General features: G+C 62.7%; 23 protein-coding genes. 5 read left to right on the top strand and 18 right to left on the bottom strand.

Annotated features, from left to right (window positions below; all coding sequences use genetic code 11):
• Positions 1-36 precede the first annotated feature (36 nt).
• The 4 genes from trmFO (at position 37) to J1C56_RS01700 (ending at position 3,759) form a co-directional block, all read left to right on the top strand.
• Entirely contained in the window at positions 37-1,446 is a 1,410-nt protein-coding gene (gene trmFO / locus J1C56_RS01715; protein ID WP_214385406.1) for a methylenetetrahydrofolate--tRNA-(uracil(54)-C(5))-methyltransferase (FADH(2)-oxidizing) TrmFO, read from the top strand.
• 10 nt (positions 1,447-1,456) lie between these two features.
• On the top strand, positions 1,457-1,975 hold the full coding sequence (locus J1C56_RS01710; protein WP_214385404.1) for a GNAT family N-acetyltransferase: 519 nt from the start codon (positions 1,457-1,459) through the stop codon (positions 1,973-1,975).
• Positions 1,976-2,338: 363 nt separating this feature from the next.
• On the top strand, positions 2,339-2,998 hold the full coding sequence (locus J1C56_RS01705) for an FkbM family methyltransferase (RefSeq protein ID WP_214385402.1): 660 nt from the start codon (positions 2,339-2,341) through the stop codon (positions 2,996-2,998).
• Positions 2,998-3,759 carry a glycosyltransferase family 25 protein gene (locus J1C56_RS01700; RefSeq protein ID WP_214385400.1) on the top strand — a complete coding sequence of 254 codons (762 nt, stop codon included), beginning with the start codon at positions 2,998-3,000 and terminating at the stop codon, positions 3,757-3,759. Before J1C56_RS01705 ends, J1C56_RS01700 begins: the two co-directional genes overlap by 1 nt.
• 43 nt (positions 3,760-3,802) lie before the next feature.
• Here J1C56_RS01700 and J1C56_RS01695 read toward each other — a convergent pair whose 3' ends face one another.
• The 6 genes from J1C56_RS01695 to yajC form a co-directional block, all read right to left on the bottom strand.
• Complete coding sequence (locus J1C56_RS01695) at positions 3,803-4,753, bottom strand: sterol desaturase family protein (protein ID WP_214385398.1); 951 nt, start codon at positions 4,751-4,753, stop codon at positions 3,803-3,805.
• Positions 4,753-5,190 carry a hypothetical protein gene (locus tag J1C56_RS01690; RefSeq protein WP_214385396.1) on the bottom strand — a complete coding sequence of 146 codons (438 nt, stop codon included), beginning with the start codon at positions 5,188-5,190 and terminating at the stop codon, positions 4,753-4,755. Before J1C56_RS01690 ends, J1C56_RS01695 begins: the two co-directional genes overlap by 1 nt.
• 82 nt (positions 5,191-5,272) lie before the next feature.
• Positions 5,273-6,073, bottom strand: a complete 801-nt coding sequence (locus J1C56_RS01685; RefSeq protein WP_214385394.1) for a phytoene/squalene synthase family protein — start codon at positions 6,071-6,073, stop codon at positions 5,273-5,275.
• 34 nt (positions 6,074-6,107) lie between these two features.
• The gene (locus tag J1C56_RS01680) at positions 6,108-6,494 is read right to left on the bottom strand and encodes an Mth938-like domain-containing protein (protein WP_214385393.1); all 387 of its coding nucleotides are present in this window, start codon (positions 6,492-6,494) and stop codon (positions 6,108-6,110) included.
• Positions 6,495-6,496: 2 nt separating this feature from the next.
• Positions 6,497-9,064, bottom strand: a complete 2,568-nt coding sequence (secDF, locus tag J1C56_RS01675; protein WP_214385391.1) for a protein translocase subunit SecDF — start codon at positions 9,062-9,064, stop codon at positions 6,497-6,499.
• A gap of 51 nt (positions 9,065-9,115) precedes the next feature.
• Positions 9,116-9,454, bottom strand: coding sequence for a preprotein translocase subunit YajC (gene yajC, locus J1C56_RS01670; RefSeq protein WP_214385389.1), 339 nt, complete (start codon positions 9,452-9,454; stop codon positions 9,116-9,118).
• Positions 9,455-9,635: 181 nt separating this feature from the next.
• Between yajC and J1C56_RS01665 the strand changes: the two genes are divergently transcribed.
• Complete coding sequence (locus J1C56_RS01665) at positions 9,636-10,508, top strand: ATP-binding protein (RefSeq protein WP_214385387.1); 873 nt, start codon at positions 9,636-9,638, stop codon at positions 10,506-10,508.
• A gap of 85 nt (positions 10,509-10,593) precedes the next feature.
• On the opposite strand, the gene J1C56_RS01660 is transcribed toward J1C56_RS01665, so the two are convergent.
• From J1C56_RS01660 to J1C56_RS01605, 12 genes are all read right to left on the bottom strand, one after another.
• Positions 10,594-11,874, bottom strand: coding sequence for a peptidoglycan DD-metalloendopeptidase family protein (locus tag J1C56_RS01660; protein ID WP_214385385.1), 1,281 nt, complete (start codon positions 11,872-11,874; stop codon positions 10,594-10,596).
• A 178-nt stretch (positions 11,875-12,052) separates the two neighbouring features.
• Positions 12,053-12,706 (bottom strand): protein-L-isoaspartate(D-aspartate) O-methyltransferase, encoded by a 654-nt coding sequence (locus J1C56_RS01655; protein ID WP_214385384.1) that lies wholly within the window; start codon positions 12,704-12,706, stop codon positions 12,053-12,055.
• Positions 12,703-13,461, bottom strand: coding sequence for a 5'/3'-nucleotidase SurE (gene surE, locus J1C56_RS01650; RefSeq protein ID WP_214385382.1), 759 nt, complete (start codon positions 13,459-13,461; stop codon positions 12,703-12,705). The genes J1C56_RS01655 and surE overlap by 4 nt, the downstream gene beginning before the upstream one ends.
• Before the next feature lies 1 nt (position 13,462).
• A complete protein-coding gene (gene serS / locus J1C56_RS01645; protein ID WP_214385380.1) occupies positions 13,463-14,767 on the bottom strand; it encodes a serine--tRNA ligase in 1,305 nt (434 codons plus the stop codon).
• A 56-nt stretch (positions 14,768-14,823) separates the two neighbouring features.
• On the bottom strand, positions 14,824-15,669 hold the full coding sequence (gene tatC, locus J1C56_RS01640) for a twin-arginine translocase subunit TatC (RefSeq protein WP_214386626.1): 846 nt from the start codon (positions 15,667-15,669) through the stop codon (positions 14,824-14,826).
• Between the two features lie 41 nt (positions 15,670-15,710).
• Entirely contained in the window at positions 15,711-16,388 is a 678-nt protein-coding gene (gene tatB, locus J1C56_RS01635) for a Sec-independent protein translocase protein TatB (protein WP_214385378.1), read from the bottom strand.
• A gap of 137 nt (positions 16,389-16,525) precedes the next feature.
• A complete protein-coding gene (locus J1C56_RS01630; RefSeq protein ID WP_214385376.1) occupies positions 16,526-16,744 on the bottom strand; it encodes a twin-arginine translocase TatA/TatE family subunit in 219 nt (72 codons plus the stop codon).
• Positions 16,745-16,779: 35 nt separating this feature from the next.
• Positions 16,780-17,883 carry an ABC transporter ATP-binding protein gene (locus J1C56_RS01625; RefSeq protein ID WP_214385374.1) on the bottom strand — a complete coding sequence of 368 codons (1,104 nt, stop codon included), beginning with the start codon at positions 17,881-17,883 and terminating at the stop codon, positions 16,780-16,782.
• 39 nt (positions 17,884-17,922) lie between these two features.
• Entirely contained in the window at positions 17,923-18,657 is a 735-nt protein-coding gene (scpB, locus tag J1C56_RS01620) for an SMC-Scp complex subunit ScpB (protein WP_214385372.1), read from the bottom strand.
• Positions 18,654-19,454 (bottom strand): segregation and condensation protein A, encoded by an 801-nt coding sequence (locus tag J1C56_RS01615; RefSeq protein WP_214386624.1) that lies wholly within the window; start codon positions 19,452-19,454, stop codon positions 18,654-18,656. Before J1C56_RS01615 ends, scpB begins: the two co-directional genes overlap by 4 nt.
• 65 nt (positions 19,455-19,519) lie before the next feature.
• Positions 19,520-19,705 carry a hypothetical protein gene (locus J1C56_RS01610; RefSeq protein WP_214386717.1) on the bottom strand — a complete coding sequence of 62 codons (186 nt, stop codon included), beginning with the start codon at positions 19,703-19,705 and terminating at the stop codon, positions 19,520-19,522.
• A 112-nt stretch (positions 19,706-19,817) separates the two neighbouring features.
• A complete protein-coding gene (locus J1C56_RS01605) occupies positions 19,818-23,033 on the bottom strand; it encodes an SPOR domain-containing protein (RefSeq protein ID WP_214385370.1) in 3,216 nt (1,071 codons plus the stop codon).
• Positions 23,034-23,040 lie beyond the last annotated feature (7 nt).

The following is a 23,040-nucleotide window of genomic DNA, read 5'->3' as shown; positions in this document are numbered from 1 at the left end:
GTTGCATTCCCCTGGCCAAGGGATTATTCCGGCGCGATGAGCACAAAACCTATTCACATCGTCGGCGGCGGCCTCGCCGGATCGGAAGCAGCATGGCAGGTGGCCTCGGCCGGCGTGCCGGTCATCCTGCATGAAATGCGCGGGGTGCGCGGCACCGACGCGCACAAGACGGAAGGGTTGGCCGAACTGGTCTGCTCCAACTCGTTCCGTTCGGATGACGCAGAAACAAACGCGGTTGGCCTGCTGCACGCCGAAATGCGGCTTGCCGGCTCGCTGATCATGAGTGCGGGCGACGCCAACCAGGTTCCCGCCGGCGGCGCGCTCGCCGTCGACCGCGATGGCTTTTCCAACGCCGTCACCGCGCGGCTCGAAGCCCACCCGCTGATATCAATCGTTCGAGAAGAAGTCACCGGCCTGCCACCGGCGGACTGGGATCAGGCGATCATCGCCACCGGCCCGCTGACCGCGCCCTCGCTGGCCGAAGCGATTGCCGCCAGCACCGGCGCTGACGCACTGGCCTTCTTCGACGCGATCGCGCCGATCATCCATTTCGACAGCATCGACATGAATGTCTGCTGGTTCCAGTCGCGCTACGACAAGGTCGGCCCCGGCGGCACCGGCAAGGACTACATCAACTGCCCGATGGACAAGGAGCAGTACGATGCTTTTGTCCAAGCATTGCTCGACGGCCAGAAGACCGAGTTCAAAGAGTGGGAAGGCACGCCCTATTTCGACGGCTGCCTGCCGATCGAGGTGATGGCCGAGCGTGGCCGCGAGACCTTGCGTCACGGCCCGATGAAGCCGATGGGCCTGACCAACGCACATAACCCGACGGTGAAAGCATATGCGGTTGTCCAGCTGCGCCAGGACAACGCACTTGGCACGCTCTACAATATGGTCGGCTTCCAGACCAAGCTGAAGCATGGCGATCAGGTCGGCGTGCTGCGCATGATACCGGGCCTGGAGAATGCCGAATTCGCGCGGCTCGGTGGCCTGCACCGTAACACCTATCTCAATTCGCCGACCCTGCTCGACCCGACGCTGCAGCTCAAGTCGCGGCCCGGCCTGCGTTTCGCCGGCCAGATCACCGGCTGCGAGGGTTATGTCGAAAGTGCTGCCATGGGCCTGCTGGCCGGCCGGTTCGCTGCGGCCGAACGCCTGGGACAGCCGATCAGCGCTCCGCCTGTCACCACCGCCTTCGGCGCGCTGCTCAACCACATCACCGGCGGCCACATCGTATCGGACGATGAGCCGGGCAAACGCTCGTTCCAGCCGATGAACGTCAACTTCGGCCTGTTCCCGGTCATGGAAGCGCCGAAAGTCGAAGGCAAGCGCCTGCGCGGCAAGGAAAAGACAGTCGCCAAGAAGAAGGCGATGACCGGCCGCGCGCTTGTCGATTGCCGCGCCTGGCTGGGCATTGCCCCTGCAGCACAGGCTGCGGAGTAGGCTTCCGGCCATGGCGCTTCTGCAAACGCCACGGCTGACCCTCAGGGAAATGGATCGCGACGATGTCGCCGCGATCCTGTCGGTCTTTGCCGACGACTACGCGCAGCGCTTCTACCCCGAGATGATCACCGAAGCCGCGGCGGTCGAATGGATCGAGCGCAACCGCGACCGCTACCAGAGCGACGGTTTCGGCCTGTGGGCGATCATCGACAAGGCCAGCGGTGCGCTGATCGGCGATTGCGGCCCGACCTGGCAGGATGCCGGCGGCACGCGCGTCCTGGAAATCGGCTACCACATAGCCCCGCAATGGCGCGGACGCGGCTATGCACTTGAAGCGGCTCGCGCCGCAATGGCCTTCGGCTTTGCGAACACCGACGAGCCCCTGATCGGCTCGATCGTCGCCACCGACAACACCTCATCGGCCAGCGTGGCCCGGCGCCTGCATCGCGACGTCCGCACTTACGTCAATTCGCGCGGGCTGGACCGATTCCTGTTCTTCACCCGGCGCGAGCAACTGAAGCGGCCATAGTCACCTGGCCGTAAGCCTTGGGCAACAAGACAGAGTGTTGCTGAGCTAGGGAAGCGTTTCGACCATGCAATCCGATGCATTCGACGCGCGAACGCAAGCGGCGTGGATTAGACCTACCCACTGGATATCGTTTCGCATCGTTTTCGATTGGGCACTTGGCATGCGCTCCCTTCAGAGAACTTGCCAAGTTCATTCTAGCATTCTTCGCTGCTTGGAGTTTTCGCCGCAACCAACCAAACCGGCAGCGCTTAACCGATATTAATGCGTCTGGACACGATTAATTCTCTTGAATTTCGGAGATTGCTTATACGTGACAATGGAGGTATCACCTCCGCCGGGGATTATCTTGGGGGTATTTTTTCTATGTTTAGCGAAAGCTATCCAGAATTCATGTTGCGTTGGCATCTTTATCGTCGCTGGAAGCGGCCGCCGAACCCAACGCGAAAGGCAGAATTCACTTTCTACCAGCTGATGAATTCTTCACCTCGTGATGGGCTGTTCATCGATCTTGGTGCAAATGTCGGGGATGTAACCAGCCGTGCTCTTGGCTACGGGATGCGTGTTATCGCTTTCGAACCCGACCCTGTGGCGCGAAAGGTTTTGGTCGAGCGGTTTGGCGCCAACGATCGGGTCACGATCATACCAAAGGCGGTCGGCGCTACGGCGCGAAAAGCAGTGTTCTACCAGAGACCCGATATCGCCAATGTCGGCAAGACGCAGTCTTCGTCCCTGCTTGAGACCCACGAGCACACCAGCGGCAGCAAGCTTGAGGTCGAAGTGATCGACCTGGTGCAGTTTCTCCGGGACCTGCGCGAGCCCATTTCGGTGATCAAGATGGATATCGAGGGCGCAGAGGTTGAGTGCCTGGAAGCGATATTTGACGCGGGCCTGTATCACAACGTGGGTGGGATGCTGGTCGAAACACATGACCGGCTGTTTCCGCACTTGTCCGAACGCCTGGACCGAATTCGCGACCGGATCGCAGCAGAGCGTTTGTCTCACATTTCCCTGGATTGGGGTTGATGCGGCGTTACGTCATCAACCTTGATCGGGACGCTGCACGCCTGGATTGGATGACAGATGCGTTCCGAAACATCGGAATTGGATTTGAACGCCATGCAGCAATGAGCAAGGACCAGCTGTCCGCCGAGGCAATCAGTCGCGCATCTGGCAATCCTGGCTGGTCGCGCGGCGAGATCGCCTGTTTCCTGAGCCATATCGAGGTCTGGCACAAAATTGCTTCCAGTCCAGAGCCTTACGCTGCGGTCTTTGAAGACGACGTACACCTTTGCCCTGGTGCGGCGTCTTTCCTGGCCGACTCGTCCTGGATTCCACCGGGTGTGGAGTTGATCAAACTCGAAACCACACTCAGTCCCGTTCGTGTTGGCGAGCAGAAGCTCGATTTCGCAGGCCACGGTCTGGTCAAGTTGCACAGCTTCCACAACGGATCAGCTGGTTACATCATCTCTCGGCAGCACGCCGCGCTGTTGGCCAATTCCACGGAACAGTTCGACAGACCGGTAGACGACTTTATTTTCGATTTGCACAAAGCGGCTTGCTGGCAACTGTCACCGGCCATTTGCATACAAGACATGTTTCTGCCGGGGAGTGGCAAGATAGCCAGCACGCTTGAACAGGGACGGCAAGATGCCCGAGGCACAAAGCGCCTCAAGGCACGCCAATCATTATCTGGGAAACTCCTGCGCGAAGCGAAGCGGTTGGTCTCAAAGGCAAAGGGCCAGCCTCACACGGTCATCCCATTTTCGCTCCGGCCCCGCAGCTAAGGCTTGTCCACTTGCACGCACCTGCGCATAGCTACCCGCGCGCCTACTCGCCGGGCATCGGCCTTGCCTCTGGCAGCCCGGGCTTGCCCGCCTCTTCGGGATTGCGCCTGACATAGGCGGCTTTCAGGCTCTCCGAGGTTTCGCGCGAACCGTCATGGCTCCAGCCCGGCGGCATGAACAGGTAGCCAAGGCGCTGGCGCAGGCTGAGGCCGGATGCGGCTGCATCCTTGAACATCCCGATCCATTCGTGGAAGGCGACGCGGAACGGGTTGAAGGTGCCGATGTTGTGGACGATGCCGTAGCGCGGCAGATCCTCTTCCCGCTCTTCGACGAAAGTGCCGAACATGCGATCCCAGATGATCAGCGTGCCGGCAAAATTGGCGTCGAGATAACGCGGGTTGGTGGCGTGATGCACCCGGTGATGCGACGGCGTGTTGAAGATGTACTCCACCCAGCGCCACATCCTGCCAATCGTTTCGGTGTGGATCCAGAACTGCCAGACGAGGTTGAAGCCGTAGACGAAGGCGATGATCGCCGGGTGGAAGCCGAGCAGAACCAGTGGCACCTGCAGGATGAACATGCCGGTGAACAGCCCGGTCCAGCTCTGCCTGAGCGCAGTCGACAGATTGTAATGCTGGCTGGAATGGTGGTTCACGTGCTCGGCCCATACCCAGCGCACGCGATGGGCGATCCGGTGGTACCAGTAGTAGCGCAGGTCATCGAGCAGGAAGGCCGCGATGAAGACCCAGACCGACAAGCCAAGGTCGAAGAACCTGAATTGCCAGACCCAGAGCAGCGCCCAGTAGGACAAAACACCAAGCAGCAGCCCGGCGACCACATTGCCGGTGCCCATCATCAGGCTGGTCAGCGTGTCGCGCGTTTCGAATGCGCCTTTCGCCCGACCGCTGCGGACCAGCCAAAGCTCGATCAGGATCGCGACCACGAAGAACGGGATCGCAAGTTCCGTGACCTTGGGAAAGTCATAACTCTCCATTACGCATTCTCCCTGGTGCCATATGCGCCGACATTTCCCGAAAGCGTTGCCATCAATGCGCCGGCAGCCTCGGTATCGGCGAATCGGAAATCGCCGCCGTTCCAGGTGAAATCGCGCAGCCGAAGCGAGACAGTCCTGTCATCCAGGGCACGCAGGGCCGCGACGTCGGCCCTGGCCACGATGCGGGTGAGGAACTTGTCGCCGATGCTGCGGACTATGCCGACAGAGCCATTCTCGAGCAGCAGGAAGGCCGTGCCGCTGTCTTCGGTCAGGAACACTGCACTGGACGTGACATCGGGAAAATCCATGGCAAATCGCTGAAGCGCCTGGTCCGTGCCCGACAACCGCGTTCTGACACTACCGCCGCTGAGATGCACGGCGGCGATCACGGCGGCAATGCCGACGACGACCATCGCCACCAGAACTGGCAGGCTCATGATAACAAGTTTCCTCCCGAAACCGCCCAATGGGGCAATTTCTCGGCAGACTAGCATCGTTGACGTTTACGTCAACGACAGTCTAACGCCATCCGCGGGAAGCGGTCGCGAGCATGGTGAGATGCTTGCGCAGCGTGGACATGCCATCCTTGCCGCGTTCGACTCGGCCGAGATAGGCAGGCGTCAGCGACAAGGGCAGGAAGGCCGGCCGCAACGTGGCCGGCAGTGCCTTGGCGCCGCGTTCAAAGGCGCGGAGATGTTCTCGCGCCAAGGCGACCATCGCCTGAACCGCAACCGCCGATCGCGGATCGTCACCGCCAGCGACGAATTCTTCCGGCGTCAGGCCGGAAGCAGCCAGAATGTCCTTGGGCACGTAGCATTGGCCGCGTGCGCGATGCTTCGGTAACAGGCGCAGCAAGCCAGTGATCGCCTGGGCGCAACCGGCATGACCGGAAAGCTCGGCATGTTTCGGTGCGTCTTCCGGATCGAGCACGAGTGCCGCGAGTTGGATCATCGCGGAGGCGGTCTCGCCGCAATAACCCTCGAGATCGGTGCGCGAGGGCATCGGATCGTCGTAGAGGTCGAAGATGCGGGCTTCGAGATAGTTGTCGAACGCCGCGATCGGCAGGCGATAAGTCTCGGCCGCCGTCATCAAGGCTGTGGCGAGCGGATGCCCTGCCCCCAGTTCCTTGGTGCCCGACGCGATGACATCGCGCCACCATTGCAGCCTGATCTCACCGGGCATCGGCTCGCTGACACGGTCGCGGATTGCCGCAATCTCGGCATTGAAGGCATAAAGCGCCAGAAGTGCCGGGCGCTTGTCCTCGGGCGCGTAGAGTGCCGCGAGATAACGGTCGCGGTCGGCCACGCGCACCGCATCCATCAGGGCCTTCGCCGGGTCGCTTGTCGTACTCACGTCAGTCGACGGCGATGAAGGCTGCCGCCACGGCGCGGTCTTCGGCGAGCAAGACGTTGTAGGTACGCACTGCGGCCCCGGTCGACATCGGGTCGGCGGAAATCCTTACCGCCTTCAGCGCCGTACGAAGTCCTTCCGGCAGCCGGCGAAGCTCCTTGCCCATTCCGACGAGCAGGATCTCCACGTCGCCTGCTTCGGCGAACAGCCTTTCGAAATCCGCCGCCTGAAGCGCCAGCGGATCGGTTGGCTGCCAGCCATAGATGCCGGACGGCAGGCACAGGATCGAGCCGCGATGCGACATGTCGGCGAAACGGAAACCGCCGTCGCCATATGCGTCGACGGGCGCCCGTCCGGGGAAATGCGCCTCGCGGATGATCAGTCCTGCCATCGTTACGACTTGGTCGGCTGGGCACCGGCCGGCACCGCCGGCTTGCCCTTGTCCTTGTCGTCAGCGTCGACGCCCGCCGGCCGCAACCTGAACAGGATGAGCAGCGGTCCGGCGACGAAGATCGACGAGTAGGTACCAACCACGATGCCGAAGATCATTGCCAGCGTGAATGACCGGATGACCTCGCCACCGAACAGGTAGAGCGAAATCAAGGCAAGCAGCGTGGTCAGGCCGGTCAGAACCGTACGAGACAGCGTCTGGTTCATCGACAGGTCGAGCAATTGCTCGATCGGCATCTTCTTGTACTTGCGCAGATTTTCCCGGACGCGGTCATAGACGACGACGGTATCGTTGATCGAGTAGCCGACGATGGTCAGGATCGCCGCGATACTGGTCAGGTTGAACTCGATGCCTGTGATGACATAGAGGCCGATCATCATGGTCACGTCGTGGATGGTCGCCAGGATCGCGCCTAGGCCGAACTGCCACTCGAAGCGGAACCAGATGTAGATCAGCATGGCCAGCATGGCTGTCACCACACCGAGCGTTCCGTACCAGGCTAGCTCGCTCGACACGGTCGGTCCGACCGATTCGACGCGCCGGAAGTCATAGTCGTTGGCGAGTTCGCCACGCACCTTCTCGACCACGCTCTGCTCGGCATTGTCGCCAGCATTCTGGCCCTCGACCCGGATCAGCAAGGTGCTGGCGGAGCCGAATTCCTGGACCTGAACGTCGCCGATGTTGAGTTCACTCAGCCGTGCACGCACTTCCGACGAACTTGCCTGACCGTTCTTGGCCTGGACCTCCAGGCTGGTGCCGCCCTTGAAGTCGATGCCGTAGTTCATCTCGACGGTGAAGAACAAGGTCATTGCCGCAACGGACGCCGCGGCAGACAGCGTGAAGGCGTAGCGGCGCAAGGCCATGAACGAATACGAGGTATTGTCGGGAACGAAACGCAACAGGCCCTTGGGCAATTCCTTGGGCTTGGCGCGGCGCAGCCAGATCGAAACCAGCCAGCGGGTCAGGGTGAAGGCGGTGAACACGGTCGTCACGATGCCGATGGCAAGCGTAACGGCAAAACCACGCACCGGGCCGGAGCCGAGATAGAACAGGATGAGCGCGGCGATGAAGGTCGTGAAGTTTGCGTCGACAATGGTCGCCAGCGCCCGCGAGAAACCTGAATCGAGCGACTGCACAAGCGATCGGCCGAGTTGGCGCTCTTCACGCACGCGTTCGTAGATGATGACGTTGGAGTCCACCGCCATGCCGACGGTGAGCACGATACCGGCGATGCCTGGCATCGTCAGCGTCGCGCCCAGTATGGAGAGAATCGCGATGATCAACGCCACGTTGGCGGCCAGCGCGATATTGGCGATGATGCCAAGCGTGCCGTAGGCCACCAGCATGAAGCCGACGACGAGGATGCCTGCGATCATCGAGGCAAATTTGCCGGCTGAGATCGAGTCCGCACCTAGGCTTGGACCGACAGTGCGCTCTTCGACGATGGTGAGATCCGCGGGCAGCGCGCCGGCACGCAGCAGCACCGCGAGGTCATTGGCGCTCTCGGCGGTGAAACTGCCGGAAATCTGGCCCGAGCCGCCAAGGATCGGCTCATTGATGCGCGGCGCCGAGATCACCTGGTTGTCGAGGATGATGGCAAACAGGCGGCCAACATTCTGCTGGGTGGCCTGGCCGAAGCGCGAAGCGCCCTTACCGTCAAAGCGGAACGAAACGACCGCTTCTGAAGTGCGCTGGTCGAAGGTCGCCTGGGCGTCGGTGAGGTTTTCGCCCGACACGATGACGCGGTTTTCGATCAGGTAGGGAACCGGCGGATCGTCCTGGGAATACATGACCGTCGAGCCCGCCGGCGGACGGCCCTGCAGCGCCTCCTGTGGCGACATCGACTGGTCGACCATCTGGAAGGTCAGCTTTGCGGTCTTGCCTAGGATTTCCTTGAGGCGGGTCGGGTCCTGGAGACCGGGAACCTGGACGAGGATTCGGTCGGCACCGGCACGCTGGATGATCGGCTCGGTGGTACCGAGTTCGTTGACGCGGCGTCCGATGACCTCGATCGACTGAGTCACGGCATTGTTGACGCGATAGTCGATGCCGGCGTCGGTCAGCGTATAGCGCAGGAGCCCGGTCTCGGGCTCCTCAAGCGCAAGTTCGCTCACCGACCCGGCGCCGAACATGCTCGACGAGATCGGGGAAACCAGTGCGGCGAGTGCCTTTTTGGCTGCTTCCACCTCGTTTGGATCGGTGATCCGCACCTGGATCGTCGTGCCCGTGCCAGTGAGACCGGTGTAGCCGATCTTGGCATCGCGCAGCAGCGTGCGGATGTCGTCGCGGGTCGCCTGCAGCCGCTCGTCGATCAGGTCCTGCCTGTCGATCGAAAGCAGGATGTGCGAACCGCCTTGAAGGTCGAGGCCAAGCGTCAGCGCGCGCTTGGGAAACCACCCCGGAAGGGAATCGAGCTGAGACTGGGTCAGCATGTTCGGGATGGTGAAGATCACCCCGAGGAGCACGACTGCCCAGATCGAGTAGGTCTTCCAGCGCGAGAAATAGAGCATATGGCCTCGTCCGATAAGGCGTGAAAGCGGTGCTTTTGGCCTCGCCTACGGTTACTTCTTGGCGTTCTGGTTGGCGATCGGCTCGCCCTTGACCCGAACGTCGGAAATCGTCGCGCGCAGCGCCGTCACCTTGAGACCGTTGCCCAGGTCGACCTCGAGTTCATGGTCGTCGATGACCTTGGTCACCTTGCCGACGAAACCACCGCCGGTGACAACCGTATCGCCGCGGCGGATCGCCGAGAGCATCTCGCCACGCTTCTTGAGCTGGGTGCGCTGCGGGCGGATGATGAGAAAATACATGACCACGAAGATCAGTACAAACGGCAAAATGCTGACGAGAACGTCGGGCGTTGCTCCAGCGGCCTGTGCGTATGCCGGCGTGACGAACATGAATGTCTCCTGAGAAAGTATCGGGATACCGCACATCGGGACCCCGGAAATGTGCGCGGAATATAGTCGCTCATGCCACCAATGCAACTGCGCTTGGCCCAAGCAGCGGCGCTTTTCCGCGCAATTTGAGCGTGTTACAGCGTCGCGCACAGCTAATATCTAGAGACTGACGGGATTGGCCATGGAAAAGACCATCGAAGCGCTCAACTCCAAGCTCGATCTTCTGATCGCTGCCGTAGCCAGGCTTGCGCCGCCTTCCGTTCCCGAAACCGACATCGGCACCGCCGACTGCTATGTCTGGGCGGCCGATCCGGGCTTTCTCGAACCCGTGCACCGGGTCAACCGCGTCGACATCGGCCTGATCAAGGGCGTCGACCGGGTTCGCGACATCCTCGTCGACAACACCGAGCGCTTTGCCTCCGGACTGCCGGCCAACAACGTGCTTCTGTGGGGCGCGCGCGGCATGGGCAAGTCGTCGCTGGTCAAGGCAGCCCATGCCTCGATCAATGCTTCGGGCAAGACGGCAGCTCCGCTGAAGCTGATCGAGATTCATCGCGAGGACATCGATACGCTGCCCAAGCTGATGAACCTGCTCAAGGCAGCGCCCTACCGCTTCATCCTGTTCTGCGACGACCTGTCGTTCGACCATGACGACACCTCCTACAAGTCGCTCAAGGCAGCGCTCGAAGGCGGCGTCGAAGGCAGGCCAGGCAATGTCATCTTCTATGCGACCTCGAACCGCAGGCATCTTTTGCCTCGCGACATGATCGACAATGAGCGCTCGACAGCCATCAACCCGTCCGAGGCCGTCGAAGAAAAAGTCTCCCTGTCCGACCGCTTCGGCCTGTGGCTCGGCTTTCACAAATGCTCGCAGGACGAATATCTCGACATGATCAACGGCTATGCCCGCTACCATGGCTTCGACGGCGATGCCGACACGCTGCGTGCGGAGGCATTGGAATGGGCGACGACACGCGGCAGCCGCTCGGGCCGCGTCGCCTGGCAATTCATCCAGGATCTTGCCGGGCGCCTTGGCAAGCCGCTCAAGGACTGAACACTCGCCAAAACGAAAAAGCCCGCCCCTGATCGGGACGGGCTGATATGGCGGGACTGATGGAGGTCAGCCGACCCGCTAGATCTTACTCGAGATAGCCGCTCGGATCGACCGGCGTGGAGTTCTTGCGCACTTCGAAGTGCAGCTTCGGCGCATCGGTGGAACCGCTCATGCCCGACAGCGCGATTTCATCGCCGCGCTTGACCTTCTGGCCGCGCTGGACCTTGAGCGAGCTCGCGTGACCATAGACGGTCACCAGCCCATTTTCGTGGCGCACCAGAACGGTGTTGCCGAACTCCTTGAGGCCGTCGCCGGCATAGATGACGACGCCGTTTTCGGCGGCCTTCACCGGCGTGCCTTCCGGCACCGAGATGTCGATACCATCATTCGACTTGCCGCCGCCCTTGCCGTAATTGGCAACGACCCGACCGCGCACTGGCCAGCGCATGCGATCGATGCCGGTGGCATTTGGCGCCGGTCCAGCCGATTCCTCGGCCTGCTGCACCAGCTTGTCCTTCTTCGGCGGCGTGTAGGCAGCGACGGCGGGCGCTTCGGCTGCGGGCTTGGCAGCGGCGACATTGGGCTTCGGCGCCACGGTGGCAGCCGTGGCCGTAACCACTGGATCGACAGCGGGAGCCGCCTTTGCAACGGTCGACGTCGCGCCCGGCACCTTCAGCGTCTGACCGATGCGGATGCGGCCGTCCTGCAGGCCATTGGCCTGCTTGAGCGCTGCCGTCGTCACGCCGAGCTTGCTGGCGATGCGATTGAGCGTATCGCCCTCGGCAACCTTGAAGCCACCGCCGGCACCCGCCGGCTTGGCATTGTTGTCGGCCGAGGCAATTTGAGTGGCAGCCGTTTCCTTGGTCTTGGGCTGCTGCGGCAGCACCGCAACCTTGTCTGCGGGCAAGGTTGCCGGCAGCTGCTTCTTGCCCGGCAGCTTGAGCGTATTGTCCTGCGCCGTCTGCGGCTGGGCGACTGAACCGGTCGGCGTGCGGTCGACGGCAGGCGCCAACAGAGGTGCCTGTGCCGTCTGGACGGGCGCTGGAGCAAGCGCGGGGGCCTGAGCAACAGGCGCAGGCAGAGGCTGCGACGACACCGGCTGCAGGCTGCCGCGGCTGACCGAACCGGCACTGGCCGAGGCGACCGGCGCTGCCATCTGGGCGTCACCCGGGAACGGCTGCTGCTGTGGCTGATTATTGATGATCGAACGCTGGTTCGGCGTCGATGCGGTGAAGATGTCATCGACACCACCGCCGCCAAATCTGGACACTCCGGAACTGCACCCTGCTGCCATGCCGGCAACCAGCAGAACGGCGCCGCCGCGCGCCAGAGAGCGTTTATTCGCCTTCAAAATACTGAAACGCATCGCACTGACCCGCGCTTTACCCGATACCAACTAGGCTTGATTAAAGCGCGTTAATGTTACTGGTCGGTTAAGAGGATCAAATAAATCAAAAGCTTCGCCAGCCCACGCCAAGGCGCGCCTGCCGAGGCGGGCTGGAGGCCCCGATGGCGCAAACTGCTACGGATGTAGGTGGTACTGCCTAGATGACGGCGGCGACGCCGCGGGTCAGCGGCTGCAGGCGCACGACGCCCAGGTCCTCGCGCTCGAAGCGACTGCCGATCTTGGTCAGCTTGCACAGCACCTGTTCGCCCTCTTCCGGGCCGATCGGTGCGATCATCGTGCCGCCGCTCGACAGTTGGTCGACGAACATGCGCGGATAGCTGTCGAAGGCTGCCCAGACCACGATGCGGTCAAACGGTCCCTCGCCCGGCAGACCGTTCGAACCGTCGGCCTGGCGGACCAGCGCATTGCCAAGGCCGAGCATCTCGAAGCGCTGGCGCGCCAGTTCGGTCAGGGTCTTGAAGCGCTCGACAGTGACGACGCGACCGGCAAGCCGCGCCATGACGGCGGCCGTATAGCCCGAACCTGTGCCGACTTCGAGAACGCGGTTGCCCGCCTCGATGTTGAGCGCGGAAATGACCGCCGCCTGGAGATCGGCTCCCTCGATCGCCTCGCCGCATTCGATCGGCAGCATGCGGTCCGACCAGGCGATGGAATGGAACTGGCCGGCGATGAAATCGCGCCTGGGCGTCGCCTCGAAGGCGGCGATCAGGTTTTTCGGAACGATGCCGCGCCCACGCAGGCGAAGAAGAAAGGCGGCGAAGCCCTCACGGTCGTCCGGCATCATGTTCATGCAATTGCCTTGGCCAATTGATCGCGCAGTTCATGCGCCGTCATGTCGAGCTTGAGCGGTGTGACTGAAATCTGCTTGTTGCGCACAGCGTGAAGATCGGTGCCCGGCTTCACCACCGGCTCGTCGCGGCCGAAGCGCAGCCAGTAGTAAGGCAGGCTGCGGCCGTCGCGCCGTTCCTCGACCCAGATGCCGTAGGCCAGTTTGCCCTGGCTCGCCACCACAGGTCCGGCGACCTCTTCAGGCGGGCAATTGGGGAAATTGACGTTGAGCAAGACGCCGATCGGCAGTTCGGTGGCAATCAGCTTGCGCAGCAGCGCCGGCGCCAGTGCTTCGGCTGTGTCATACGGCACGATGCGCTCGTCGTTCTCGTAGATGTAGGCCTGGCTGAGCGCGATCGAACGGATGCCGATCAGCGCCCCTTCGATGGCACCCGCCACCGTTCCCGAATAGGTCACGTCGTCGGCGACATTCAACCCCGAATTGATGCCCGACAGGATCAAGTCAGGCGGCTCGGGCAGGATCTTGCGCGCGCCCATGATGACGCAATCGGTCGGCGTGCCATTCACCGCATAGTGCTTGTCGCTGATCTTGCGCAGCCGAAGCGGCTCGGAAATCGACAGCGAATGCGCATACCCCGACTGGTCGGTCTCCGGCGCCACCACCCAGACATCGTCCGACAACTGGTTGGCGATACGCTCGAGGACGGCAAGGCCTTCAGCGTGGATGCCATCGTCGTTGGTCAGCAGAATGCGCATGTCAGTTCGCTTCGATCTTGGTCTTGCCACCCATGTAAGGCAGCAGCGCTTCAGGAATCGTTACGCTGCCATCCTCGTTCTGGTAGTTTTCGAGCACCGCGATCAGCGCACGACCGACGGCGACGCCCGAACCATTGAGCGTATGCACGAAACGCGTGCCTTTCTCTTCCTTCGGACGGTAGCGCGCGTCCATGCGGCGCGCCTGGAAGTCGCCGCAGACAGAGCAGGACGAAATTTCGCGATAGGTGTTCTGGCCCGGCAGCCAGACCTCGATGTCGTGGGTCTTGCGCGCGCCAAAGCCCATGTCGCCTGTGCACAACACCATGGTGCGGAACGGCAGGCCGAGTCGCTTGAGCACCTCTTCGGCGCATTCGGTCATCCGGTCATGCTCGGCAAGCGCGCTTTCTGCATCCACGATCGAAACCAGCTCGACCTTGTAGAACTGGTGCTGGCGCAGCATGCCGCGCGTGTCGCGCCCGGCCGAACCCGCTTCCGAACGGAAGCACGGCGTCAAAGCTGTCATGCGCAGCGGCAGCTGCTCGTTCGCCAGGATTTCCCCGCGCACCAGGTTGGTCAGCGGCACCTCGGCGGTGGGGATCAGGCCAAGACGGCTGTCGCCATGCGGCACGAAGAACAGGTCTTCCTCGAACTTCGGCAGCTGGTTGGTGCCGAACAGCACCTCGTCGCGCACCAGAAGCGGCGGCTGCACCTCGGTATAGCCGTGCTCCGTCGTGTGGAGGTCGAGCATGAACTGGCCGAGCGCGCGCTCGAGCCGGGCAAGCTGGCCCTTGAGCACGGTGAAGCGTGCGCCCGACAGCTTGGCGGCACGCTCGAAATCCATCAGGCCGAGCGCTTCGCCGATCTCGAAATGCTCCTTCACCCAGTTCGGGCGCGGCAGCACCTTGCCAACCTTGCGCAGCACGACATTGTCGTTTTCGTCCTTGCCGACGGGCACATCCTCCAGCGGCACATTCGGGATCACGGCAAGGGCTGCGTCGAGCGCCTTGTCGAGTTCGCGCTCGCGGCCTTCGCCGTCCTGGATGAAGCCTTTGATCTCGGCGACTTCGGTCTTCAGCTTCTCGGCGAGCGCGGAATCACCGTTCCGCATCGCGTTGCCGATTTCCTTGGATGCGGCGTTGCGGCGCTCCTGCGCCTCCTGCAGCTTCGAGACATGGGCGCGGCGCGCCTCGTCCTTGGCGACAAGGTCGTCAACGGTGGCTCTCGCCGCCTCGGCCGATTGCCCGCGCTTGCCAAGTGCGTCGGCAAGGGCTCCAGGGTTCTCGCGAATCCATTTGATATCAAGCATTTAAAAGGTTCCGGTCGCGGCGGTTGTCAAAACGACCGCGACGGCGGATCGGGCTGTCAGCTGGCGTTCGTGCCGCTGCCTGTGCCTTCGAGCGGGGCCGACGCTGCCTGCGATTGCTGCTCTGCGGCGCTTTCGTCCGCATCCTGCTTCTCGCGTGCCACACGCTCCTGCTCGCGCTTCTTTTCGATCAACCGGGCGGTCCAGATGGAAATCTCGTAAAGAAGGATCGTGGGAAGGGCAAGGCCGATCTGGCTGACCGGATCGGGAGGCGTCAGCACGGCTGCCACGACGAACGCGATGACGATCGCCCATTTGCGCTTGTCGGCCAGCCCTTGCGAGGTGACCATTCCAACCCGCGCCATCAGCGTCGTCACCACCGGCAGCTGGAACACCAGGCCGAAGGAAAAGATCAGCGTCATGATCAGGCTGAGATATTCCGACACCTTGGGCAGCAGCGAAATCTGAACCTGGTCGTCGGTACCGGCCTGCTGCATGGCGAGGAAGAACCACATCACCATCGGCGTGAAGAAGAAATAGACCAGCGACGCGCCCATCAAAAACAGGACCGGCGAGGCGATCAGGAACGGCAGGAAGGCGGCGCGCTCGTTCTTGTAGAGACCGGGCGCCACAAACTTGTAGATCTGCGCCGCGATCACCGGAAACGCGATCACCAGGCCGCCGAACATGGCGAGCTTGATCTGGGTGAAGAAGAATTCCTGCGGCGCGGTGTAGATCAGTTCGACCTTGTGCGGGTCGAGGCCAGCCCAGTCGGTCGCCCATTTGAACGGGATGACCAGCAGGTTGAACAGCTGCTTGGCAAAGAAGAAGCAGACAAGGAAGGCGACGAAGAAGCCGCCGATGGACCACATCAGCCGCGTGCGCAGCTCGATCAGATGTTCCATCAGCGGGGCCGAGGACTTTTCGATCTCGTCGTCTTCGGCGCTCACGAGGCTTTTCCTGCTTTGGTCGCCTTCGCGGCGACAGTCTTCTTGGGTGCAGCAGCCTTGGCTGGCACAGTCTTCGCTACGGCTGCCTTGGCAGGCGCAACACTTGCCTTGGCTTTGGCTGGCGCCACGCTTGCCTTGGCGGCAGGCTTGGCTTCTGGCGTTGCCTTGGGCTTTGTGGTCGCCTTCGGCTTGTCCACCTTGGCAGCAGCCGGCACCGGCGTGGCCTTGACCTCGGCGGCCGGGAACACCGGTGCTGCAGGCATGGTCTCAGGTCCTGAAACACCCGGCATGACGGTTGCGCCATTCTTCAGCGGTTCAGCCGGATGCGTCACGTCGGACGCGGGCTCGGCTGGCGTCGTCGCGGACTTCGGCTTCATCGCCGTATCGAGGCCGGCGCGCACGTCGGCGGCGGCTTTCTCAAACGGGTTGAGTTGCTTCCTGATCTCATTGGCCGGATTGAGGCTGCGAAGCTCGTCGACCGATTTCTTGACGTCGTCGAGCTCGGCTTCTTTCAGCGCCTCGTTGAACTGGCGCTGAAAATCGCCCGCCATCGAACGTGCCTTGGTCGTCATCCGCCCTATGGTGCGGAGCATCTTGGGCAAATCCTTCGGGCCAACGACCACGATCATGACGACCGCGATCACCAGCATTTCGGTCCAGCCGATTTCAAACATGTCGGTGCGATCCGGCTAGTGCATGCCTGCCGAAAATCGTTGCCGATTTTTGCAAAGGAACACGCACAGATTCAAGAAGCTTGCAGCGTCCGTTGCGCGTCCGGATGGACGCGCGGCGCCGTATCAAGCGTGAGGTCTCAGCTCTTGCTGGCCTTTTCCTTGGTCGAATTGACGGTCTCGTCGTTGCGATGCTCGACTGTCTTGGAGTCGTCAGCTTCGTCTTCCGACATACCCTTCTTGAAGCTCTTGATGCCCTTGGCCATGTCGCCCATCAACTCCGGGATCTTGCCACGACCGAACAGCAGCAGCACGACGACCAGGACGATCAGCCAGTGCCAGATTGAAAACGAACCCATTGAACTCTCTCTTGAACGGTTTCCCTGCGATTGATCTAGGCTCTTTCGCTTCCGGATTCAAACACTAGAACATCCGCTTTCCGAAGCGACAGCCATATATCACGTGCTTTTGCGGACAAAGCGCCGCAGCGTATGCGCGCCCTCACCGGTGTCTCGGCGCCCTGTACGGCAAGCTCGAGCAATTCGACGACCCCGAGATAGCGCCTGGAGATGATGCGGGCCTGGGTTTCGCCGGTATCCTCGCTGACATCGATGCCGGTCAGGCGCACCGCCACCTGTACCTCAGCGCCGTCGGCGATTTCGGTTTCCACCTCGCCCACCGGGGTGTTGGCATAACCATCGATGACCTTGGCGGAAAAGACGTTGAGCTCCGAAAAGAAGCCGGCGACGAACAGATTTGCCGGGCGAAGATACAGGTCGTCCGCCCTGCCCGTCTGCACCAGCCTGCCATCCTTCAGCAGCGCGATGCGATCGCCCATGCGCATGGCTTCTTCGGCATCATGGGTGACGACGATGGCGGTCGCCCGGCTTTCGCGTAGGATCGCCAGCGTTTCGGCGCGCACCGAATCCTTGAGCCGCGAATCAAGGCCCGAAAACGGCTCGTCCATCAACAGAACCGCCGGTCGTGGCGCCAGCGCCCGTGCCAATGCCACGCGCTGCTGCTCGCCACCGGACAGGGCGTGCGGATAGTTGTCGGCGTAATGCTCGAGGCCGACGCGGGCGAGCGCGATCAGCGCCTCGCGCTTGCCCTCCTCGCGCGACAGCGCGGTCAGGCCAAAACGCACATTGTCGAGGATCGTCAGGTGCGGAAACAGCGCGAAATCCTGGAACACCAGGCCGATCGAACGCTGTTCGGGTGGCAGGAACACCTGGGGGCCAGCGATTTCCTTGCCATTGAGCAGCACCCTGCCCGACTTTTGCGCTTCGATGCCGGCGGCGATCCTGAGCAGCGTCGTCTTGCCCGAACCGGAGGGCCCAAGCAGGCACAAGACTTCGCCCGGTTCGGCGGTAAGGCTGACATCACGCAAGGTCTCCGCGCCGGAGGCGAAGCAATGGCGGATGTTCTCAAAGGCTAGGCGCGCGGCAAAGGTCACGCCCGCCGTTACACGGGATGCCGTCTGGGCTTGATCGGTCGTCACAGAATGGACCTCCGGGGGCCGGTTCCACACCGGCGCCGGTCAATCATCTGTGACGCGGGGTGTCAACAGGCCAAGCTCTTCCAGGTCGATGTCCGTCAGCGGATCCTCATCATCGGTGAGCAGGTCCGGATCGGACGGCGGCAGCGGCACGGAGAAGCCGGGCGGCATGCGCGACGACAGCAGGCCTGCCCCCTTGAGCTCTTCCATGCCGGGCAGGTCGCGAATCTCCTCCAGGCCGAAATGGTCGAGGAACTTGTCGGTGGTGCCGTAGGTGACGGGCCGGCCGGGCGTCTTTCGGCGGCCGCGCATGCGCACCCATTCGGTTTCCATCAGCGTGTCGAGCGTGCCCTTCGAGGTTTCGACGCCGCGGATGTCTTCGATTTCGGCGCGGGTCACCGGCTGGTGGTAGGCGATCACCGACAGCACTTCGAGGGCGGCGCGCGACAGCTTCTTTTGCTGGATTGTGTCGCGGCTCATCAGGAAGGCCAGGTCGCCGGCCGTGCGGAAGGCCCATGAATCCGCAACCTTGACGAGATTGACGCCACGACGCTCGTAGATGCGCTGCAGCTCGGCCATGGCAGCCGGAACATCGACGCCTTCTGGCAGGCGCGCGACGAGTTGGCGCTCGCTTACCGGCTCGGCACTGGCGAAGACGATGGCCTCGGCCATGCGCACGGCCTCGGCCAGATGCAGCCGGGCCGCCGGGTTGCGCTCGACGGTTTCGCCATCCTCATCATCGAGAGAGAACGGAACGACGTTTGATCCTTCGGTCATGACACACCTTCGGTCTGCAAGGCCCCGGGCTGGCGTTGCCGCAGGTAGATCGGTGCAAACGGCTCGTGTTGGCGGATTTCGACACTTCCGTCGCGGACCATTTCCAGGCTCGCGGCAAAGGAGCTGGCGATGGCGGTTGCGCGCTCCTCCGGGCCGGCCATGTAACGGAGAAGGAAATGATCGAGCGCGGTCCAGTCCTTCAGCTCGCCAACCATGCGGGTCAGGATGTCGCGCGCCTGCTTGAGCGACCACACACTGCGCTTGGATATCTGCACATTGGTGATGGCCTGGCGCTGCCGCTGGCCGGCATAGGCGCTCAAAAGGTCAAACAGCGAGGCCGAATACTCGTTTCGCTTGTCGATGATGACGAGTTCCGGCGCGCCGCGCTGGAAAACATCCCGGCCGAGCCGGTTGCGGTTGACCAGCCGCGAGGCGGCATCGCGCATCGCTTCAAGCCGCTTCAGCCGGAACTGGAGCACGGCGGCCAGTTCCTCACCGCTCTCGCCCTCGTCGCCCGGCAGTTTGGGGATCAGGAGCTTCGACTTGAGGAAGGCGAGCCACGCCGCCATGACCAGATAATCGGCGGCAAGCTCAAGCCTCAGCGCACGCGCCTGCGAAACGAAGACAAGATATTGCTCGACGAGCGCCAGGATCGAAATGCGGGACAGGTCGACCCGCTGGCTGCGCGCCAGATGCAGCAGAAGATCGAGCGGGCCTTCGAAACCGGCGACATCGACAACCAGCGAAGGGTCGTCCGTCATACGGTCGTCGGCGTTCTCCGCCCACAGACGGTCCATCGGTGCTGGCTTTTGCGCCTTGCTTTCCAATGCTTCCGCCAAATCCGTGCCTTCTCCTTGGGAGGCTATGCAACTGCCTCGAAATAATGTCCGAATTCCGCCAGCGCCACGGTTTCAGGGCGTGCATGCAACTTGCCGGCGACTTTGCAGTGAAGGACAAGATCGGCACCCGCCGCAAGGATTGCCGCGGTCTTTGCCCGGTAATCCCCAGAAAGCCGCTTCCCCAACGTGTCAGGCGGTGATTCGGTCATGCCGGCAGCTTAGCGCCTTTTGACCAGCGATAGAATCGTGCCGTTGTCGGGGCCTGAAAACGAAAAACGGCGCAGCCAGGCTGCGCCGTTTTCCGATCTGGTTGGAGATGGCTTACTTCGAGACGAAGCAGTTACCACCGGCGGCCTTGTAGCTTTCGCACAGGCTGACAGCATCGTTGCGGGTGCCAGCGGGCACGCGAACGCGCCAGAACGTACCCTTGCCGGCGATGTCCGCCTTGACGATGCTGACCTCGCGGCCATTGAGCACGCTGCCATAACGGCGGGCGAGATCGGCATAAGTCGACTTTGCGGCGGCTTCGCTCGGCTGCGAGGCAATCTGCATTGCCCAGGCACCGGAAGCGGCGGCCGTTGTCGGTGCCGACGGCGCGACGGCCGCGACCTGGTCAGGCTTGACCTCGCCAACGACATCGACCGGCTGCTCGGACGGGCGCTGCGGCGCAATCGGGGCCGTGGACGGGGTGTTGGCCGACTGGGCAGGCTTGGCGACAGGCGCCAGCGCAGGCTGGGCCTGTACGGTACCGGTGGCTTCGCTTGCCGGCTCGGCAACACGCTGCGGTGCCGGATCGGTTGGCTCGGCTGCGGCAACCGCGGCCGGCGCCGGCTCTTCGCGCGGTACCAGCGTGCCATCAGGCCTCACCACCATGGTACGGACCTTGCGTGGGGCAACGGCAGCCGTCTCGGTGCTGGCATCCGGCTGATCAGCCTGCGGCGTCTGGGCGACGCGTTCTTCGGACTTCGCAGTCGGTTCAGCGGCGATGTCATCTCCGTTGAGCGGCAGGTTTTCAGGCATGTTCGCCTCGGCATCCTGTGCCGCGAGGTCGACCGGCTCTTCGGCGTTGGTGACAAGCTTGTCCTGAGCGGGGGCACCGTTGTTTGCGCCACCGGCGACACGGTCATAGACCTTGCTGTCCTGGTTCGGCACCGTGGCGCCGCCCGGGTTTTCCGGCTTGATCTTGATCGGGCTTTCGTCGGCCTTGACGATGACAGGTGCGCCGGCACCCTCACCGCCACCAAATGACAGCGCGAAGGCACCGATGCCACCAACGACGGCAACCGCACCGACGATCGCCGCAATCATCATGCCGCGACGCGCCGGACGGGCCGCAGCCGAACCCGGAAGCGCTTCCATCGCCTCGTCGAAGTCAGGATCGTAATCGAACTCGTCGGCCTGGGCCTGCTGGCGCGGCGCATTTGCCTGGCCGTGCTGCATGCCGCCGAGATCGAAGCCACTCAGGTCATCCTGCTGCTGGCGGCCGGCATACATGGCCGCGGCACCCGCTGCGGCAGCGCCTGCCAGTTCGATGGGCTGAGATGCATCGCCATCGCGCAAGGTCTTGCGATCGAAGCCGGCGGCGTAGGGGTTCGACGCATAGTTCGACGATGCCGCCTTGTTGCTTGCGTCAGGCGCGTTCATCTCGTTCATCAGGTTCGAGAATTCACCGTCGAGATCGTCATAGGCCGGAGCCGGCGGCGCGTCGTCCTCGAACGACAGTTCGGGAATATCGAGGTCGTCGGCAAGAGCGACGGCCTTCTCAGGCACATCGACAGTCTCGATATCGGGCGCATCATCGAAGGACGAAACGGCCGCGAACAGCTCGGCTTCCAGATCGTCGACGGCAGGTTCTGCCTGCTCATATGCTTCGGGCTCGGCCTGCTGCGCGTAGGCCTCGGGCACATAGGCCTCGGGCTCGGTTTGCGGCACATAGGTCGGCGCAACCGGCACATAGGCATCGGGCTTCTGGATAGCTTCCGGCTGGTAGCTCGGCTGCGCTGCAACGGCTGGTGCGGCTGCGCGGGGTGCTACCGGCGTGCCCAGACCCCAGTTGCGAGCCTGCTCGTAACGCGAGGCAGCAAGCGGACGTATCGGCGCTGCGGCAGCAGCGGCTGCAGCGACGGCAACTGCCGGCGCTGCGACTTCGGCCACCTCGGCCACGGCACTGCGCTCAAGCGCCATGTCGAAGGCATCGTCATCGAAGCTGACATCGATGTCGGCCTGATGATCGTAGCTCGGCTCGGAATAGCCGGCGTCCGCCTGGACCGGGATCGCATCCTCGGCAGCCACGAACTCCTCGACCTCAGCATTGAAGGACGTCGCATAGTCGGTATCTTCATACGCCTGCGCCGGCTCCTCGGCGGGCTGCTCGGGCGCCCACAGCGAGCTTGCAAATGCCGGCTCGGTCTCGGCCGCGACCGGCTCAACGACACGAAGCGGCGCCGGATCGGACAGTGCCTTGGCCTGGCTGCTCATATTGCCAAGCAGCGCGTTCAGCTCGTCTTCGAGGCTGGTGTCTTCAACCGGAGCTGCCGGAGTCGCAAGCTGGGCGACCTCTGGCTCGACGATCGGGGCTTCGATCACCGGCTCAAAGGCCGGCGTTTCATAAGCAACGGCAGGTTCATAGGCGGCAGGTTCATATGCCGGCTCTTCGTCGCGCAGCGCGTCCTGCAGGCGGCGCTCGAACTCGTCATATTCCTCAGCCTGCGCGACAGGTGCGGCAACCGCTTGCGGCTCCTCAACCAGATCGGCATGCGAGAAGGCGACTTCCGGCTCGGCCGGCTGGTACTCGCCCAGCGTCAGCTGATCGTCGGCCTCGGCTGCATAGCTATCATCGTCGACTGCCGCGAAATCCATGTCGACATCGGCAAGGGCGACGTCGAACTCGGCATCGAGATCGACCTCGGTCGAAGCGGCGTAGGAGACCGGCGCCGCAATCTGCTCGGCAGGCTCTTCGGCCGCCAGCAATTCGTCTTCCATCGAAAAGTCCTGCTCGAAGGATGCAGCGACCGCATCATCGAAGTCGGCTTCGGGCGCGAAGACAGGCTCCGGGGCAAAATTGACTTCAGGCGTGGGCTCGTAGGCAGGCGCCGCCGCATAGGCAGGCTCCTCGGGACGAAGCAGTTCATCCTCGAGCGAAAAGTCCTCGAAGCTCGCGGCAACGGCATCGTCGAACGACGCATCGGAAGTGAATTCCGGTTCACGGGCGTGCTGTTCAGCCGGCGCATAAGCAACAGGTGCTTCGACGGGCGCATAGGCGGCCGGTTCATTTGCCTGGGCATAGGCTGCCGGCGCTTCGTACCGGGGCTCCGCGACGAGATCGTCGCTGGCCAGTTCGCCAAGAAGTTCCTTTTCCAGATCAATGCCGAAGTCGTCGTCAACAGTCGGCTCAACGCGATCAGCGGGCGCGCCAACGTCCTGGCGCACCACTGGCTGGCGCGGATCGAAGCCCATGATCCTCGTCAATTCGGCGAAGGGATCTTCGTCGGCGAAATCATTTTTGTCTGCGATCTTCAGCTGGGTTCTGTCTGCCATTCTTTTT

This window comes from Aminobacter anthyllidis, from assembly GCF_018555685.1.
Classification (GTDB): domain Bacteria; phylum Pseudomonadota; class Alphaproteobacteria; order Rhizobiales; family Rhizobiaceae; genus Aminobacter; species Aminobacter anthyllidis.
This window is presented reverse-complemented; position numbering and strand designations above follow the sequence as displayed.